This window comes from Streptomyces sp. NPDC093018, from assembly GCF_040684035.1.
Taxonomy (GTDB): Bacteria; Actinomycetota; Actinomycetes; order Streptomycetales; family Streptomycetaceae; genus Streptomyces; species Streptomyces murinus.
In genome coordinates this window covers 535,532-550,938 of record NZ_JBFBFF010000003.1, presented here as the reverse complement: position 1 = coordinate 550,938, position 15,407 = coordinate 535,532, and the positions used below count along the sequence as shown (strand labels likewise).

At 70.9% G+C, this 15,407-nt stretch carries 13 protein-coding genes; 1 reads left to right on the top strand and 12 read right to left on the bottom strand.

The window, feature by feature from the left end; genetic code table 11:
- Positions 1-49: 49 nt before the first annotated feature.
- The 12 genes from AB0N90_RS09810 to uvrC form a co-directional block, all read right to left on the bottom strand.
- A complete protein-coding gene (locus AB0N90_RS09810; protein ID WP_365194490.1) occupies positions 50-829 on the bottom strand; it encodes a hypothetical protein in 780 nt (259 codons plus the stop codon).
- A gap of 94 nt (positions 830-923) precedes the next feature.
- Positions 924-2,576: a glucose-6-phosphate isomerase gene (gene pgi, locus AB0N90_RS09805; RefSeq protein WP_365194487.1), complete on the bottom strand. Its 1,653-nt coding sequence runs from the start codon at positions 2,574-2,576 to the stop codon at positions 924-926.
- A 52-nt stretch (positions 2,577-2,628) separates the two neighbouring features.
- Positions 2,629-3,873 carry an MFS transporter gene (locus AB0N90_RS09800; RefSeq protein ID WP_365194485.1) on the bottom strand — a complete coding sequence of 415 codons (1,245 nt, stop codon included), beginning with the start codon at positions 3,871-3,873 and terminating at the stop codon, positions 2,629-2,631.
- A 145-nt stretch (positions 3,874-4,018) separates the two neighbouring features.
- Positions 4,019-4,354 carry an RNA polymerase-binding protein RbpA gene (locus tag AB0N90_RS09795; protein ID WP_003957010.1) on the bottom strand — a complete coding sequence of 112 codons (336 nt, stop codon included), beginning with the start codon at positions 4,352-4,354 and terminating at the stop codon, positions 4,019-4,021.
- Between the two features lie 210 nt (positions 4,355-4,564).
- Positions 4,565-4,801, bottom strand: coding sequence for a preprotein translocase subunit SecG (gene secG / locus AB0N90_RS09790; RefSeq protein WP_078967713.1), 237 nt, complete (start codon positions 4,799-4,801; stop codon positions 4,565-4,567).
- A gap of 119 nt (positions 4,802-4,920) precedes the next feature.
- On the bottom strand, positions 4,921-5,697 hold the full coding sequence (tpiA, locus tag AB0N90_RS09785; RefSeq protein WP_037662718.1) for a triose-phosphate isomerase: 777 nt from the start codon (positions 5,695-5,697) through the stop codon (positions 4,921-4,923).
- A gap of 6 nt (positions 5,698-5,703) precedes the next feature.
- Positions 5,704-6,915, bottom strand: a complete 1,212-nt coding sequence (locus AB0N90_RS09780) for a phosphoglycerate kinase (RefSeq protein ID WP_361670680.1) — start codon at positions 6,913-6,915, stop codon at positions 5,704-5,706.
- A 145-nt stretch (positions 6,916-7,060) separates the two neighbouring features.
- Positions 7,061-8,068, bottom strand: a complete 1,008-nt coding sequence (gene gap / locus AB0N90_RS09775) for a type I glyceraldehyde-3-phosphate dehydrogenase (protein ID WP_037662715.1) — start codon at positions 8,066-8,068, stop codon at positions 7,061-7,063.
- A 400-nt stretch (positions 8,069-8,468) separates the two neighbouring features.
- Complete coding sequence (whiA, locus tag AB0N90_RS09770; protein ID WP_361670683.1) at positions 8,469-9,458, bottom strand: DNA-binding protein WhiA; 990 nt, start codon at positions 9,456-9,458, stop codon at positions 8,469-8,471.
- The gene (yvcK, locus tag AB0N90_RS09765; RefSeq protein ID WP_361670686.1) at positions 9,449-10,540 is read right to left on the bottom strand and encodes a uridine diphosphate-N-acetylglucosamine-binding protein YvcK; all 1,092 of its coding nucleotides are present in this window, start codon (positions 10,538-10,540) and stop codon (positions 9,449-9,451) included. Before yvcK ends, whiA begins: the two co-directional genes overlap by 10 nt.
- The gene (rapZ, locus tag AB0N90_RS09760) at positions 10,537-11,565 is read right to left on the bottom strand and encodes an RNase adapter RapZ (RefSeq protein ID WP_358666206.1); all 1,029 of its coding nucleotides are present in this window, start codon (positions 11,563-11,565) and stop codon (positions 10,537-10,539) included. The genes yvcK and rapZ overlap by 4 nt, the downstream gene beginning before the upstream one ends.
- On the bottom strand, positions 11,562-14,015 hold the full coding sequence (gene uvrC / locus AB0N90_RS09755) for an excinuclease ABC subunit UvrC (RefSeq protein WP_365194479.1): 2,454 nt from the start codon (positions 14,013-14,015) through the stop codon (positions 11,562-11,564). Before uvrC ends, rapZ begins: the two co-directional genes overlap by 4 nt.
- Before the next feature lie 345 nt (positions 14,016-14,360).
- On the opposite strand from uvrC, the gene AB0N90_RS09750 reads away from it, so the two are divergent.
- Positions 14,361-15,311, top strand: a complete 951-nt coding sequence (locus AB0N90_RS09750; protein ID WP_365194476.1) for a hypothetical protein — start codon at positions 14,361-14,363, stop codon at positions 15,309-15,311.
- Positions 15,312-15,407: the final 96 nt, after the last annotated feature.

The following is a 15,407-nucleotide window of genomic DNA, read 5'->3' as shown; positions in this document are numbered from 1 at the left end:
GGAGGAGACGGCGGGGGCCGATGTTCCCCGCCGTCTCCCGTTTCGGGGCTCAGCGGCCGTACGAGTACCGGGGGTCGTACGGTGTCCGGCCGAGCTGCGGCGACGGATGGTCCGCCAGTCGTATGCCGAACCGCCGCTTCAGGACGGCCAGTTCGTACAGCGCGATACCGGTGACCGTCAGCGGGGCGCCGAGGATGAAGACGATGCCGAGGGTGAGCCCGAGGCCGTGCAGATCGCCGGTGAACAGGTCGGGCAGGGCCATCAGCCAGGTGGTGACGATGGCGAGCAGCGGCGGCAGACCGCGGTGCACGGCGGCCGTGCCGAAGAAGTTCCCGGTGACCCGCAGGGCCCCGGCGCCGACGAACCAGATCAGCCACAGCGTCAGCAGGCCCGCCGGGAGGATCAGCAGTCCCATGTCCGTCCGGCTGCTGTTCTGGAGCAGGAAGAGGGTCAGGGCGGCCGCGGCCACGAAGGTGAGCAGCAGCCCCAGGGCCCGCAGCAGCGGCGGCCGCAGGGAGCGCAGACTGCCGCCGCGCCGCCAGATCCACAGCATCACCCCGACCGTCAGCGGGGCGATCACCAGCAGGACCCCGCAGGCGACCAGCAGGTTCTCCAGCATCTCCGTGACGGCGAAGCCGCCCTCCACGAAGGTGTAGACGCCGACGGCGGCGACCGTGCCCGCGGCCACCCGGATCCGCTTGAGCTGTTCGACGCCCGGATCGAGCGGTTCCGGTATCCAGGCGGGATGGAACACCGCCCGGGCCGCGTGATGGGCCTTCAGATAGTTGCGGTCGCCCTGGGCGCCCGGCGCCCGGTTCCCCCGTGCCACTGCACACTCCCCCGAGTAGCGTCTTTAATGATCATCAGGAGTTTACGGGACACCGGTCGGCGGACCGCCCGATGTCCCGCGCTCCCCGCGCTTGTCAGCCGCGGCCGCGCAGCTCCCGGTACGTGGTGACCAGCGCCTTGGTCGAGGCGTCGAGGCCAGGGACGTCCGCGCCCTTCGTGAGGGCGGGTTCGACGCGCTTGGCGAGGACCTTGCCGAGCTCCACGCCCCACTGGTCGAAGGAGTCGATGTCCCACACGGCGCCCTGGACGAACACCTTGTGCTCGTACAAGGCGATCAGCTGGCCCAGCACGGACGGGGTCAGCTCCCTCGCCAGGACGGTGGTCGTGGGCCGGTTGCCCTGGAAGGTCTTGTGCGGCACCAGTTCCTCGGGCACGCCCTCCGCGCGGACCTCCTCGGCGCTCTTGCCGAAGGCCAGCGCCTGGGTCTGGGCGAAGAAGTTGGCCATCAACAGATCGTGCTGCGCCTTCAGTTCGCCGCTCAGCTCGGCCACCGGCTCGGCGAAGCCGATGAAGTCGGCCGGGATCAGCTTGGTGCCCTGGTGGATCAACTGGTAGTACGCGTGCTGCCCGTTGGTGCCCGGCGTGCCCCAGACGACCGGCCCGGTCCCCCAGTCGACCGGCTTGCCGTCCCGCGCCACGTACTTGCCGTTGGACTCCATGTCCAGCTGCTGGAGGTAGGCGGTGAACTTGGACAGGTAGTGGCTGTACGGCAGTACGGCGTGCGACTGGGCGTCGTGGAAGTTGCCGTACCAGATGCCCAGCAGGCCCAGCAGCAGCGGGGCGTTGGCCTCGGCGGGCGCGGTGCGGAAGTGCTCGTCCATCAGCCGGAAGCCGTCCAGCATCTCCCGGAACCGGTCCGGGCCGATGGCGATCATCAGGGAGAGGCCGATCGCGGAGTCGTACGAGTAGCGGCCGCCGACCCAGTCCCAGAACTCGAACATGTTGTCCGGGTCGATACCGAACTCGGTCACCTTCTCCGCGTTGGTGGACAGCGCCACGAAGTGCCTGGCCACCGCGGCGTCGTCACCGAGCGCGTGCAGCAGCCAGGTGCGCGCGGAGGTGGCGTTGGTGATCGTCTCGATGGTGGTGAAGGTCTTGGAGGCGATGATGAACAGCGTCTCGGCCGGGTCCAGATCGCGGGTGGCCTCATGCAGATCCGCGCCGTCCACGTTCGACACGAAACGGACCGTCAGGTCGCGGTCGGCGAAGCTGCGGAGCACCTCGTACGCCATCGCGGGACCGAGGTCGGAGCCGCCGATGCCGATGTTGACGACATTGCGGATCCGCTTGCCGGTGTGCCCGGTCCAGGCGCCGGAGCGCACCCGCTCCGCGAAGTCGCTCATCTTGTCGAGGACGGCGTGCACCTGGGGCACCACGTTCTCGCCGTCGACCTCGATCACCGCGTCCCGGGGCGCGCGCAGCGCCGTGTGCAGCACCGCGCGGTCCTCGGTGACGTTGATCTTCTCGCCGCGGAACATGGCGTCCCGCAGCCCGAACACGTCCGTCGCCGCGGCCAGCTCGCGCAGCAGCCGCAGCGTCTCGCCGGTGACCAGGTGCTTGCTGTAGTCGATGTAGAGATCACCGACCCGCAGCGTGTACCCGGTGCCGCGCTCGGGGTCGGCGGCGAACAGCTCCCTCAGATGGGTGTCGGCCAGCTCCTCCCGGTGCCCCGCGAGAGCGGTCCACTCGGGCGTCTGGTTGAGCCTGGTACGGCCGTCTGCGTTCATTTCCGACTTCCGCCTTCTTTCGTGCCTGTCCCAGAGGTTCCAACCTAATTGATCACCCGGGGACGCGAGCCGTCGTGGCGCCGTCCCCCGATGCGGCGACGGGTGCGTCCGGCCGGGCGACCGGTATGAGCGCGAGGACGGCGAGGACGAAGAAGGCGGCCGCGAGCAGGGCCGGTGTGCCCCGGCCCCAGGCAGTGGCCGCGGCGCCGCCGAGCAGGGCACCCAGCGGGGCCCCGGCGACGCCCAGGGTGCGGAAGGCGGAGCTGATCCGGCCGAGGGCGCCGGCGGGAGCGCGCTGCTGCATCAGGGTGGTGCTGTTGACGTTCCACAGCATCCCCATGAACCCGAAGACCGCCATGGCCCCCATCAGGGCGGTCAGGCTGGGCACGGAGCCCATGACGACGAGCGCCGCGGTCTGTGCCGTACCGGCGAGCAGGACGGTGCGCACCGGTCCGAGCGCGGTCGCAAGCCGCCGGTTCACCGCGCCCCCGGCCAGGCCGCCGACGGTGTACGCGGTGGTGACCGCCGCATAGCCGGCGGTGCCCGCGTGCAGCCAGCCGGTCACGAGCACGACCAGGGTGGCGATCAGGGCGCCCATGCCGATGTTGCACAGCGCCGTGGCGGCGCACAGTCCGCGCAGCGGCCGGTCCTGCCACAGGGTGCGTACTCCGGCGGCGATCTCCCGGCGCAGGGTGCTGCCCGCCGGTCTCGGGGCCCGCTCGGGCGCGCCGGTGCGCAGGGAGGCGACCAGCGCGGCGGCCAGCAGGAAGGTGCCCGCGTCGGCCAGGAAGGGCGCGGCGGCCCCCGCGGCGAGCAGCACCGGCACGACGGGCGCCCCGAACAGCCCGCCCGCGATCTTCTGCCCGGTCATCAGCCGGGCGTTGGCGCTGCCCAGGGCCTCGGGACCGACCAGAGCGGGCAGCAGGGCGGTGGAGGCGTTATCGAAGAGGGTCTGGAACGTGGTCAGGGTGAAGGCCAGCACGACGAGCAGCGCGATCGAGGCGTGTCCGAGGGCGATGGCCACCGCGAAGGCGGCGACCAGCACTCCTCGTACCGTGTCCACGGTCCACATGGCGCGCCGCTGGTCGACCCGGTCGGCGATCGCCCCGCCGCACAACCCGAAGAGGATCCAGGGCAGATAGCCGCAGGCGGTCACGGCGGCGATGAGCAGGGGCCGGTCGGTCAGCGAGGCGGCGAGCAGCGGCAGGGCGGCGGTGCGCAGCGCGTCTCCGAAGCGGGACAGCACGGCGGCACTCCACAGCCGCCCGAAGCCCCCGCGCCACGCGGGCGCCCGCATTTCCCCCGCCACCGTCGTCACAACTCCCCCTCGCGGTCGTCGCCTTCACGAGAACCGTAGAGGGTGCCACTGACAATCGATCGGGAGCGAGCGGCGGATACGGCTCCGGCCAGGCACCCTCGGGTGCCTGGCCGGGCCTCAACGTCTAGATTTCGCCGCGCAGTTTGGCGAGTGCCTCGGCGAGGATCGCCTCGCCGTCCGCGTCGCTGCGCCGCTCCCGTACATACGCGAGGTGCGTCTTGTACGGCTCGGTGCGCGGCGGGTCCGGCGGGTTGTCCCGGTCCTGGCCGGCCGGAAAGCCACAGCGCGGGCAGTCCCAGGTGTCGGGGACCTGTGCGTCGCTGGCGAAGCTCGGCTGGGTCTCGTGCCCGTTGGAGCACCAGAAGGAGATGCGCAGCCGCGGTGCGGACTCGCCGCGCTCGGCCTCGCCCATCGGCCCCGCCCCGACCCGGCTTCCTCGGATCGCGTTGCCACTTGCCACGGTCGTAACTCCCTGCGTGATGGTGCCGCGAAGCGAGTCGGCGTACCGCTTCGCTGCGAGCGCCTCAGTCTACGTAAGGCCCAACGCGCGTCCAGTGATGGGAGTTACCGCCCCCGCACCCAGACGCAAGCCCCATGATAGGCCGCGCTCGGGAGCGCGTACCGAACATGGGGCTCAACGTACGGAATGAGTGTGCCTGGAAGGCCGGGATCAGCTGTTCGTCTTCATCAGGATGCCGAGGACCACGATGCACGCGATCCACAGCACGCCGATCACGACGGTGATCCGGTCGAGGTTGCGCTCGGCGACCGAGGAGCCGCCGACGGAGGACTGCATGCCGCCACCGAACATGTCGGAGAGGCCGCCGCCCTTTCCCTTGTGCATCAGCACCAGCAGCATCAGCAGCAGGCTGAAGACGATCAGGGCGATCGAGAACCCCAAAACCACGGCTGGACCAACTTCCTCGGATTCGGATGGACGACGGGGGCACAGCACCTGGGCCGTGCCCCCGCAAGAGTACGACGTATCGCGGCTACCGCCTACTCATGGATGGCGTAGCCGACCCGTCACTGATCGCGAAAGCGCACGATCTTGACGAACTCGTCGGTGTCCAGCGAGGCGCCGCCGACCAAGGCGCCGTCGATGTCGGCCTTGGCCATGATCTCGGCGACATTGCCCGACTTCACGGAGCCGCCGTACTGGATGCGGACCTGGTCGGCCACATCCTGGGAGTACAGCTCGGCGAGCTTGGCGCGGATGGCGGCGCAGACCTCCTGGGCGTCGTCGGCGCCGCAGACCTTGCCGGTACCGATGGCCCACACGGGCTCGTAGGCGATCACGATCGTCTCGGCCTGCTCGGCCGGGAGGTCCTTGAGCCCGCCCTCGACCTGGGCGAGGGTGTGGGCGACGTGGTTGCCCGCCTCGCGGACGTCCAGTTCCTCGCCGACGCACAGGATCGGGGTCAGGCCGTGCTTGTAGGCGGCCTTGACCTTGGCGTTGACGATCTCGTCGGTCTCGGCGTGGTACTGGCGGCGCTCGGAGTGGCCGATGACCACATAGGCGCACTTCAGCTTGGACAGCATCGGGCCGGAGATCTCGCCGGTGTAGGCACCGGAGTCGTGCTGCGAGATGTCCTGGGCGCCGTACTTGATCTTGAGCTTGTCGCCGTCGACCAGGGTCTGTACGGAGCGCAGGTCGGTGAAGGGCGGCAGGACGGCGACCTCGACGGCCTCGTAGTCCTTGTCGGCCAGGGCGAAGGCGAGCTTCTGGACGTGGGCGATGGCCTCGAGGTGGTTGAGGTTCATCTTCCAGTTGCCCGCCATCAGCGGCGTGCGGGTGGTCATACGGGGTCAGTCCTCCAGTGCGGCGAGACCGGGAAGCGTCTTGCCCTCGAGGTATTCGAGGGAGGCGCCGCCACCGGTCGAGATGTGGCCGAATGCGTTCTCGTCGAAGCCGAGCGTGCGCACGGCCGCGGCGGAGTCACCGCCGCCGACGACGGTGAAACCGTTCGAGTCTACGAGCGCCTGGGCGACCGCCTTGGTGCCCTCGGCGTAGTCCGGGTGCTCGAAGACGCCCATGGGCCCGTTCCAGAACACGGTCTGGGCGTCGGCGAGCTTCGAGGCGTACAGCTCCCGGGTCCTCGGGCCGATGTCCAGGCCCTCCTGGTCGGCGGGGATCTTGTCCGCGTCGACGGTGTTGTACTGGCTCGGCGCCTTGGTCTTCAGATCCGGGAACTCCCGGGAGACCAGGACGTCGACGGGGAGCAGCAGTTCCACGCCGAGCTTCTCGGCACGCTCCATGTACTCGGTGACGGCCGGGATCTGGTCCTCCTGGAGGAGGGAGATGCCGACCTCGTAGCCCTTGGCCTTGAGGAAGGTGTAGGCCATGCCGCCGCCGATGAGCAGCCGGTCGGCCTTGCCGAGCAGCTGGTCGATGACGGCGAGCTTGTCGGAGACCTTGGCACCGCCGAGCGCGACGACGTAGGGGCGCTTGACGTCCTCGGTGAGCTTCTTCAGGACGCCGACCTCGGTGGCGATGAGGTAGCCGGCGTAGTGCGGCAGCCGGGCCGGGAGGTCGTAGACGGAGGCGTGCTTGCGGTGCACGGCGCCGAAGCCGTCGCCTACGTACACATCGGCGAGGGCGGCCAGCCGGTCCGCGAACTCGCCGCGCTCGGCGTCGTCCTTGGCGGTCTCGCCGGGGTTGAAACGCAGGTTCTCGATGACGGCGACCTGGCCGGGCTGAAGGCCGTCGACGGCGTCGTGGGCGGCGGGGCCGACCGTGTCCTCGGCGAAGGCGACCGGTGCGCCGAGCAGTTCACCGAGGCGCTCGGCGGCGGGCAGCAGCGAGAAGGCGGGGTCCGGGGCGCCCTTGGGGCGGCCCAGGTGCGAGGCGACGATCACCTTGGCGCCCGCGCCGGCGAGCGCCTTGACGGTGGGCAGCACGGCGCGGATGCGGCCGTCGTCGGTGATCGTCCCGTCGGCCAGCGGCACATTGAGGTCGGCGCGGACGAAGACCCGCTTGCCGCTTACGCCGTCGGCGAGAAGTTCGTCGATCGTCTTCATTGAGTGGACTCCTGAGGAGGGCTCGTGGTGCACCTTGATCGTATGAGGACGTGATCCGTGCGCGAGACAGGGCCCGGTCAGCGCGACGGTGCGCTGGCCGAGCCCTGCTCTCATGTCACGGTCGTACTGCTGCGGTCTTCGGCGATCAGAGCTGGTTGCCGACGAAGGCCGTGAGGTCCACGAGACGGTTGGAGTAGCCCCACTCGTTGTCGTACCAGCCGATGACCTTCACGTTCTTGCCCTCCTGGACCATGGTCAGGGAGGAGTCGAAGGTGCAGGACGCCGGGGCGTTGACGATGTCCGAGGAGACGATCGGGTCCTCGGTGTAGTCGAGGAGGCCCTTCAGCTCGCCCTCGGCGGCCTTCTGGAAGGCGGCGTTGACCTCTTCCTTGGTGACCTCGCGGCTGAGTTCGACCACGAGGTCGGTGACCGAGCCGGTCGGGACCGGGACGCGCATGGCCAGGCCGTCCAGCTTGCCCTTGAGCTGCGGCAGGACCAGGGCGGTGGCCTTGGCGGCACCGGTGGTGGTCGGGATGATGTTCTCGGCGGCGGCGCGGGCGCGGCGCAGGTCCTTGTGCGGGAAGTCCAGGATGCGCTGGTCGTTGGTGTACGCGTGCACCGTGGTCATCAGACCCTTGACGATGCCGAAGTTCTCGTCCAGGACCTTCGCCATCGGGGCCACACAGTTGGTGGTGCAGGACGCGTTCGAGATGACGTGGTGGTTGGCCGCGTCGTACTTGTCCTGGTTGACACCCATCACGATGGTGATGTCCTCGTCCTTGGCCGGAGCCGAGATGAGGACCTTCTTGGCGCCGCCGGCCAGGTGCTTGGCGGCGTCCTCGCGCTTGGTGAAGATGCCGGTCGACTCGATGACGATGTCGACGCCCAGCTCGCCCCAGGGGATGTCGGCCGGGTTGCGCTCGGACAGCACCTTGATGGTGTGGCCGTCGACGGTGATCGTGTCGGCGGTGTGGGAGACCTCCTGCTTGAGGCGGCCCAGGATCGTGTCGTACTTGAGCAGGTGGGCCGTGGTGGCCGTGTCACCCAGGTCGTTGACAGCCACAACCTCGATGTCCGCACCCTGCTCCAGCAGTGCGCGGAAGTAGTTACGACCGATGCGGCCGAAGCCGTTGATGCCTACGCGGATCGTCACGAACCGATCTCCTCGTGGTACGCCGGCATGCGAGCCGGCGAGCTCTGTTTGGGATGTCCCCGACCACCACCGACCCTACCTCTCCGCGACCCCCTCGGTGACATCGAGATGACGCATACATGGGCAGGCCTTCCGTACCTGGCAGTAGAGGTACGGACCCTCTCGGATCGGCAGCGGATTCACCCGTTTTTGCTATCGAATGTCGCCCCTTGTTGACGTCGATGTCACTCGTTCGTGAGCGGGTCGGCTCACCTGTTGACTACCCCGATTCCGCACCGTTGATGGGGGCTCCGCTCACCTGTGGTATGAGCACTTCGGTTCACCGGACGCGGACATACGAACGCCGGTGCCGGCCCCCCCTCGGACGGGGGCCGGCACCGGCGTGTCGGCGTGGGTCGGGTCAGCCGACCAGGTTGTCCGCCAGCTCGTCCGCCAGATTGGCCTCCGTGCCCGGGACGCCCAGATCCGAGGCGCGCTTGTCGGCCATGGCCAGCAGTCGCCGGATCCGGCCCGCGACCGCGTCCTTCGTCAGCGGCGGGTCGGCGAGGGCGCCCAGTTCCTCCAGCGAGGCCTGCTTGTGCTCCATGCGTAGCCGCCCCGCCGCCGCGAGGTGCTCGGGCACCTCCTCGCCGAGGATCTCCAGCGCGCGCTGCACCCGCGCCCCCGCGGCCACCGCCGCACGCGCCGAACGCCGCAGGTTCGCGTCGTCGAAGTTGGCGAGCCGGTTGGCCGTGGCCCGCACCTCGCGGCGCATCCGGCGCTCCTCCCAGGCCAGCACCGACTCGTGCGCACCGAGCCGCGTCAACAGCGCGCCGATCGCATCACCGTCCCGGACGACCACGCGGTCCACCCCGCGCACCTCCCGGGCCTTGGCGGCGATCGACAGCCTGCGGGCGGCGCCGACCAGCGCCAGCGCGGCCTCCGGACCCGGGCAGGTCACCTCCAGGGAGGAGGAGCGGCCGGGCTCGGTCAGCGAGCCATGTGCGAGGAACGCCCCGCGCCAGGCCGCCTCCGCGTCACAGGTGGCCCCCGAGACCACCTGCGGGGGCAGCCCGCGGATCGGCCGGCCGCGGCCGTCGACCAGGCCGGTCTGCCGGGCGAGCTGGTCCCCGCCGGCGACGACCCGGACGACATAGCGCGAGCCCCGGCGCAGTCCGCCGGGCGCCATCACGATCAGTTCCGAGCTGTGGCCGAAGATCTCCAGGATGTCCCGCTTGAGGCGGCGGGCCGCCATCGCCGTGTCCAGCTCCGCCTCGATCACGATGCGCCCGCTCACCAGGTGCAGGCCGCCGGCGAACCGCAGAATGGCGGAGACCTCCGCCTTCCTGCAGCAGGTCCGGGTGACGGGGAGCCGGGAGATCTCGTCCTTCACCGCTGCCGTCATCGCCATGGGCCGATCCTTCCATGCATCCGAAAAATACGGTCGTACGCGGCGGCCAACAGCTCCGGGTCATGCCGGGGTGTTCCGTCGGTCCGGGCCACCGGGGCCAGCTCGACCGCGGCTCCCAGCCGCTTGGCGGCTTCGGTGAGCGAGTCGCGGTCGGGCACGGCGGCCTCGTCGGCCAGCACCACGTCCAGGGCGAGTTTAGGGGCGTGTCGCCCCAAAACCTCCAAATGACGCTGCGGGGAGAAGCCCTCGGTTTCCCCCGGCTGCGGAACGAGGTTCAGGGACAGGACCTTGCGGGCCTTGGTCTCGGTCAGGGCGTCCAGCAGTTCGGGCACCAGCAGATGCGGGATCACCGAGGAGAACCAGGACCCGGGGCCGAGCACCACCCAGTCCGCGTCCAGGACCGCCGCGAGGGCCTCCGGTACGGCCGGCGGGTCGTTCGGCACCAGGTGCACGGACTGCACCTCGCCGGGCGTCAGTGCCACGGTGGCCTGCCCGCGCACGGTGTCCACGGCCTCCGGGTGCTCCGGATCGTGCCCCTTGACCAGGGCCTGGAGTTCCAGCGGCACGGCGGACATGGGCAGCACCCGCCCGTGCGCGCCGAGCAGCTTGCCGACCAGGTCCAGCGCCTGGACGTGGTCGCCGAGCTGCTCCCACAGGGCGACGATCAGCAGATTGCCCACCGCGTGGTCGTGCAGATCGCCCTGGGACTGGAAGCGGTGCTGGATGACGCGGGACCAGGTCTGGCCCCAGTCGTCGTCCCCGCACAGCGCGGCCAGCGCCTTGCGCAGATCGCCGGGCGGCAGCACGCCCAGCTCGTCGCGCAGCCGTCCGCTGGAGCCGCCGTCGTCGGCCACGGTGACGACGGCGGTGAGATCGCCGGTGATCCGGCGCAGCGCGGCCAGCGAGGCCGACAGGCCCATGCCGCCGCCGAGCGCGACGACCTTGGGCTGTGCGCCCCGGCGGCGGGGCCGGCCCCCGCGGGCCTCGACCGGGCGGCCGGCGCGGGTCTCGCCCGCGCGGCCGGAGCGCGCCTCGGGCACCATCCGGCGCAGCCGGCCCAGCCGCGGTGTACGTTCCGTCATTCCCGTCCCATGTCCCGGTGTACGACCACCGTTTCCACACCCTCGGCCGCGAGGCGCGCGGCGAGTTTCTCCGACATCGCGACCGAGCGGTGCTTGCCCCCGGTACAGCCGATCGCGATGGTCACATAGCGCTTGCCCTCGCGTCGGTAGCCGGCCGCGATCAGCCGCAACAGCTCGGCGTAGCGGTCCAGGAACTCCTTGGCGCCGGGCTGGTTGAAGACATAGGCGGCGACCTCCTCGTTGAGGCCCGTGAAGGGGCGCAGTTCCGGGACCCAGTGCGGGTTGGGCAGGAACCGCATGTCCGCGACGAGGTCGGCGTCGACCGGGAGGCCGTACTTGAACCCGAAGGACATCACGGTGGCCCGCAGTTCGGGCTCCTCCTCGCCCGCGAACTGGGCGTCCATCTTGGCCCGCAGCTCGTGCACGTTGAGGCTGGAGGTGTCGATCACCAGGTCGGCGTCGCCGCGCAGTTCGCGCAGCAGCTCCCGCTCGGCGGCGATGCCGTCCACGATGCGGCCGTCACCCTGGAGGGGGTGCGGGCGGCGCACCGACTCGAAGCGGCGCACCAGGGCGTCGTCGGAGGACTCCAGGAAGACGATCCGCCGGGTGACGTGCTTGGCCTCCAGGTCCGCCAGGGACTCGCGCAGATTGTCGAAGAAGCGCCGGCCGCGGACGTCCACCACGACCGCGATCCGCGCCACGTTCCCCTGGGAGCGGGCGCCCAGTTCGACCATGGTGGGGATGAGGGCGGGCGGCAGGTTGTCCACGACGAACCAGCCGAGGTCCTCCAGGCACTTGGCGGCCGTCGAGCGGCCCGCTCCGGACATGCCGGAGATGATCACCAGCTCGGGGATCGCCGCTTCGGGGACCCCGGGTGCCTCGCCGCCCGTACTCATCTGTGCTCCGTTGTCGTCGCCCGTGTCCTGGCCGCTCTCCTGGCCGGTGGGCGGTGGGGCGGTCTCCCCGCCCGGGTCCGCGTGCGCCTGATCTCGGCGCTGTGTGGGCTGTGCGTCGTTCTCGCTCATGTCTCCTGCCCCCGTCGTTCGTCCGGGGGGCCCGCGGTCACGGGCTCCCCCGAGGAACCCGCCGTCGTCCCGGGTTCCTCGTCTTCCATGATCTCTCCGGTCGCCGTGTTCACGGCGGGTGCGGCCGGGGCCGCCTGGGCGAGGGCCGCGGCGATGGTCTCGGCCGTCTTGCGGCCTATCCCGGGCACTTCCTGGATCTGTTCGATTGTGGCGGACCGCAGCCGCTTCACCGAGCCGAAATGCTTGATGAGCGCCTGTTTCCTCGTCTCGCCGAGGCCGGGGACGTCGTCCAGGGGGCCGGCACGGAAACGCTTGGCGCGCTTGGTGCGCTGGTAGGTGATCGCGAACCGGTGCGCCTCGTCCCGGACGCGCTGGAGCAGATACAGGCCCTCGCTGGTGCGGGGCAGCACCACGGGATCGTCCTCGCCGGGCAGCCAGACCTCCTCCAGCCGCTTGGCCAGGCCGCACACCGCGATGTCGTCGATCCCCAGTTCGTCCAGCGCCCGCCGGGCCGCCGCGACCTGCGGCTGACCGCCGTCGACCACGACCAGCTGGGGCGGATAGGCGAACTTCCGGGGCCGACCGTCGTCGTCCTTGAGAGAGCCGTTGAGGGGAGTGGCGAGGGGGTCGTCGAGAGGGTCGGGCGTGGCGGTGGTGAGGGGGGTAGTGAGGGGGGTGGACTGCGGGGCGGCTTCCGGGGTGGCGGGGGCGCGGGGCGCCGTGTCGGCGGGGACGCCGGATCCCGCGTCGGCGGGGACGCCCGGCACCGCGGGGGCGCCGGGCACCGTGTCGGCGGGGGCCTCCGTGTCCCTGCCGACGGGGGTCAGCGGGGGTGCGATGCCGGTGGGCTTGGTCGGGGCGTCTTCCGGCGCGGTACCGGCGTCGGCGGGCGTGGCCCCGACGCCGATCGGAGTGGTCCCCTCGTCCGTGAGCGGGGTCCCGGCGTTCGCGGGGGCGGCTCCCTCGTCCGTCAGGGTGACGCCGGTCTCGGCGGGCGCGGTCCCGTCATCCATGCGGACGGCCTCGCCGTCGGCCCACTCCCCCGTCCGCTCCTTCTCCGCGAGGTAGCGCTTGAAGCGGCGGGTGATCACCTCGTGCATGGAGCGGACGTCGTCCTGGCCGGCGAATCCCTTGATCTGGAAGCGGCGGTACTCGCCCTTGCGCTGAAGGCCGTCCTCGAAGACGACCATGGAGGCGACCACGTCGTCCCCCTGGAGGTGCGAGATGTCGTAGCACTCGATGCGCAGCGGGGCACTGTCCAGGTCGAGGGCGTCGGCGATCTCCTCCAGGGCGCGCGAACGGGTCGTGAGGTCGGAGGCGCGCTTGGTCTTGTGCAGGGCGAGCGCCTGCTGGGCGTTGCGCTGCACGGTCTCCATGAGCGCCTTCTTGTCGCCGCGCTGCGGGATGCGCAACGACACGTTCGACCCGCGGCGGCCGGTCAGCCATTCCTGGACCGGCTCGACCGGCTCGGGCAGCGCCGGGACCAGCACCTCCTTGGGCACGGCGTCCCCGGTCTCCTCGCCGTACAGCTGCTGGAGGGCGTGCTCGACCAGGGCGCTGGTGGTGATCTCCTCTACCTTGTCGGTCACCCAGCCGCGCTGACCGCGCACCCGGCCGCCGCGCACATGGAAGATCTGCACGGCCGCCTCCAGTTCGTCCTCGGCGACCGCGATGAGGTCGGCGTCGGTCGCGTCGGCGAGCACGACCGCGCTCTTCTCCATGGCCTTCTTCAGGGCCCCGATGTCGTCGCGCAGCCGGGCGGCCCGCTCGTACTCCATGTCCTCGGCCGCCTCCATCATCTGCTTCTCCAGGCGGCGGAGGTAGGTACCGGTGCGGCCGGCCATGAAGTCGCAGAACTCGTCGGCCAGGTCCCGGTGGTCCTCGGGGCTGATCCGGCCGACGCAGGGGGCGGAGCACTTGCCGATGTAGCCGAGCAGACAGGGGCGGCCGGTGCGGGCGGCGTTCTTGAACACGCCCGCCGAGCAGGTGCGCACCGGGAAGACCCGCAGCAGCAGGTCGACGGTGTCCCGGATGGCCCACGCGTGTCCGTACGGCCCGAAGTACCGCACGCCCTTCTTCTTGTGACCGCGCATCACCTGGACGCGCGGGAACTCCTCGTTCATCGTCACCGCGAGGTACGGGTAGCTCTTGTCGTCGCGGTACTTGACGTTGAACCGGGGGTCGTACTCCTTGATCCAGGAGTACTCCAGCTGCAGCGCCTCGACCTCGGTGGAGACCACGGTCCATTCCACGGACGCGGCGGTGGTCACCATCGTCCGGGTGCGCGGGTGCAGGTTCGCCAGGTCCTGGAAGTAGTTCGCCAGGCGTTGGCGCAGGCTTTTCGCCTTTCCGACGTAGATCACCCGGCGGTGCTCGTCACGGAACCTGTACACCCCGGGGGTGTCCGGGATCTCACCCGGCCTGGGGCGGTAGCTGGAGGGATCGGCCATGTCTCACACCCTACTGGCGAGCGCCGACACCGCGTCGGGCCTGTGGATAACCCCGGCCGCGCGGCCCGTCCGGAGGCCTCCGCGCGGACCGCCGGAGATCCCGCCCGCCGGTGCCGACGGGCCGCCGAGGGACACGGTCCGGCCAGTAGTACGGGGCGTACGACTCCAAGGTGTTGTCGGGTTCTGGTCAACACGCTTCAATGCGGGGGAACTCGGGGCCGGCACGCGCAGGAAGGGGCGCGGCGCGCGCAGCCACAGGCGTCCACGACGCCACGGGGGTGGCCCCGCACACCCGCGCAGACGGTCTGACCAGCCGTAGTGATACCGACAGAAAGGCCCCACGGCATGCGGCATGCCCTAGAGCACGCGGACCTCCCCACCGGGGAACTGGACACGGCCCTGCGGGGCGGCCCTTTCCACGTGGCGCTGCGCGCCGCGATCGCCGCGCGCGGGCTGCCGCTCCAGCGCGTCCAGCACCATCTCTCCCGCCATGGCGTCAAAGTGGGTGTGACCAGCCTGAGTTACTGGCAGCAGGGCGCCCGCCGCCCCCAGCGCCCGGAGTCGCTGCGCGCCGTCCGCGCCCTGGAGGAGATCCTCCAGCTGCCGGACGAGTCCCTGATCCGGCTGCTCGCCGAGTCCGACCGGAGCGGGGAGGCCGACACCCCGGCGGGCCGCTCGTACCGTTCGCTGGTCGAGGCCGCGGGGGTGCTGGACCGGCTCCGGGCCGAGCTGGACCGGCCGGCCGACAGCGGGCTGCACACCCTGGGCCACCACGAATGCGTCCGGATCGGCGCCGGGCGGGAGCTGGTGGCCCGCGAGGCCCATCACATCGTGCGCGCCCACCGCGACGGCGTCGACCGCTTCCTGGTCGTCCACCGGGGCGATCCCGGCTGCGCCCCGCACGAGACGGGGGTGCGGGCCCTGGAGAACTGCCGCACGGGCCGTGTCCGCCGGGACCAGGACGCCGGGGTACTGGTGGCCGAGCTGCTCTTCGACACCCGGCTACGGGCCGGCGACACCTTCCTCTTCCGGTACGCCGTCGAGGACGGCACGGCCCAGGCAGCCCACGAGTATCTGCACCATTTCGACGCGCCCGGCGGTCAGTACGCGCTCCAGGTGCGCTTCGACGCGGCCGCGCTGCCCGCGCGCTGCCGGCGCTTCACCCAGCACTCTCCGGAGGCCCCGCGCAGCGCCCGGCAGGAACTCCCCGTCACCGGGCCGCACCACTGTGCTCATGTGGTCGAGCCGCGCATCCGGCCGGGCATCGTGGGCATCGCCTGGGACTGGCCCCGCTGAACCTGGGACCGCTGAACCTGGGACCGGCCCCGGTGGCACAGGGCCGCGCCGCCCATCGGCCGATCCGACCCTGAGGCCGGGCGGCGCAGGGGGGAA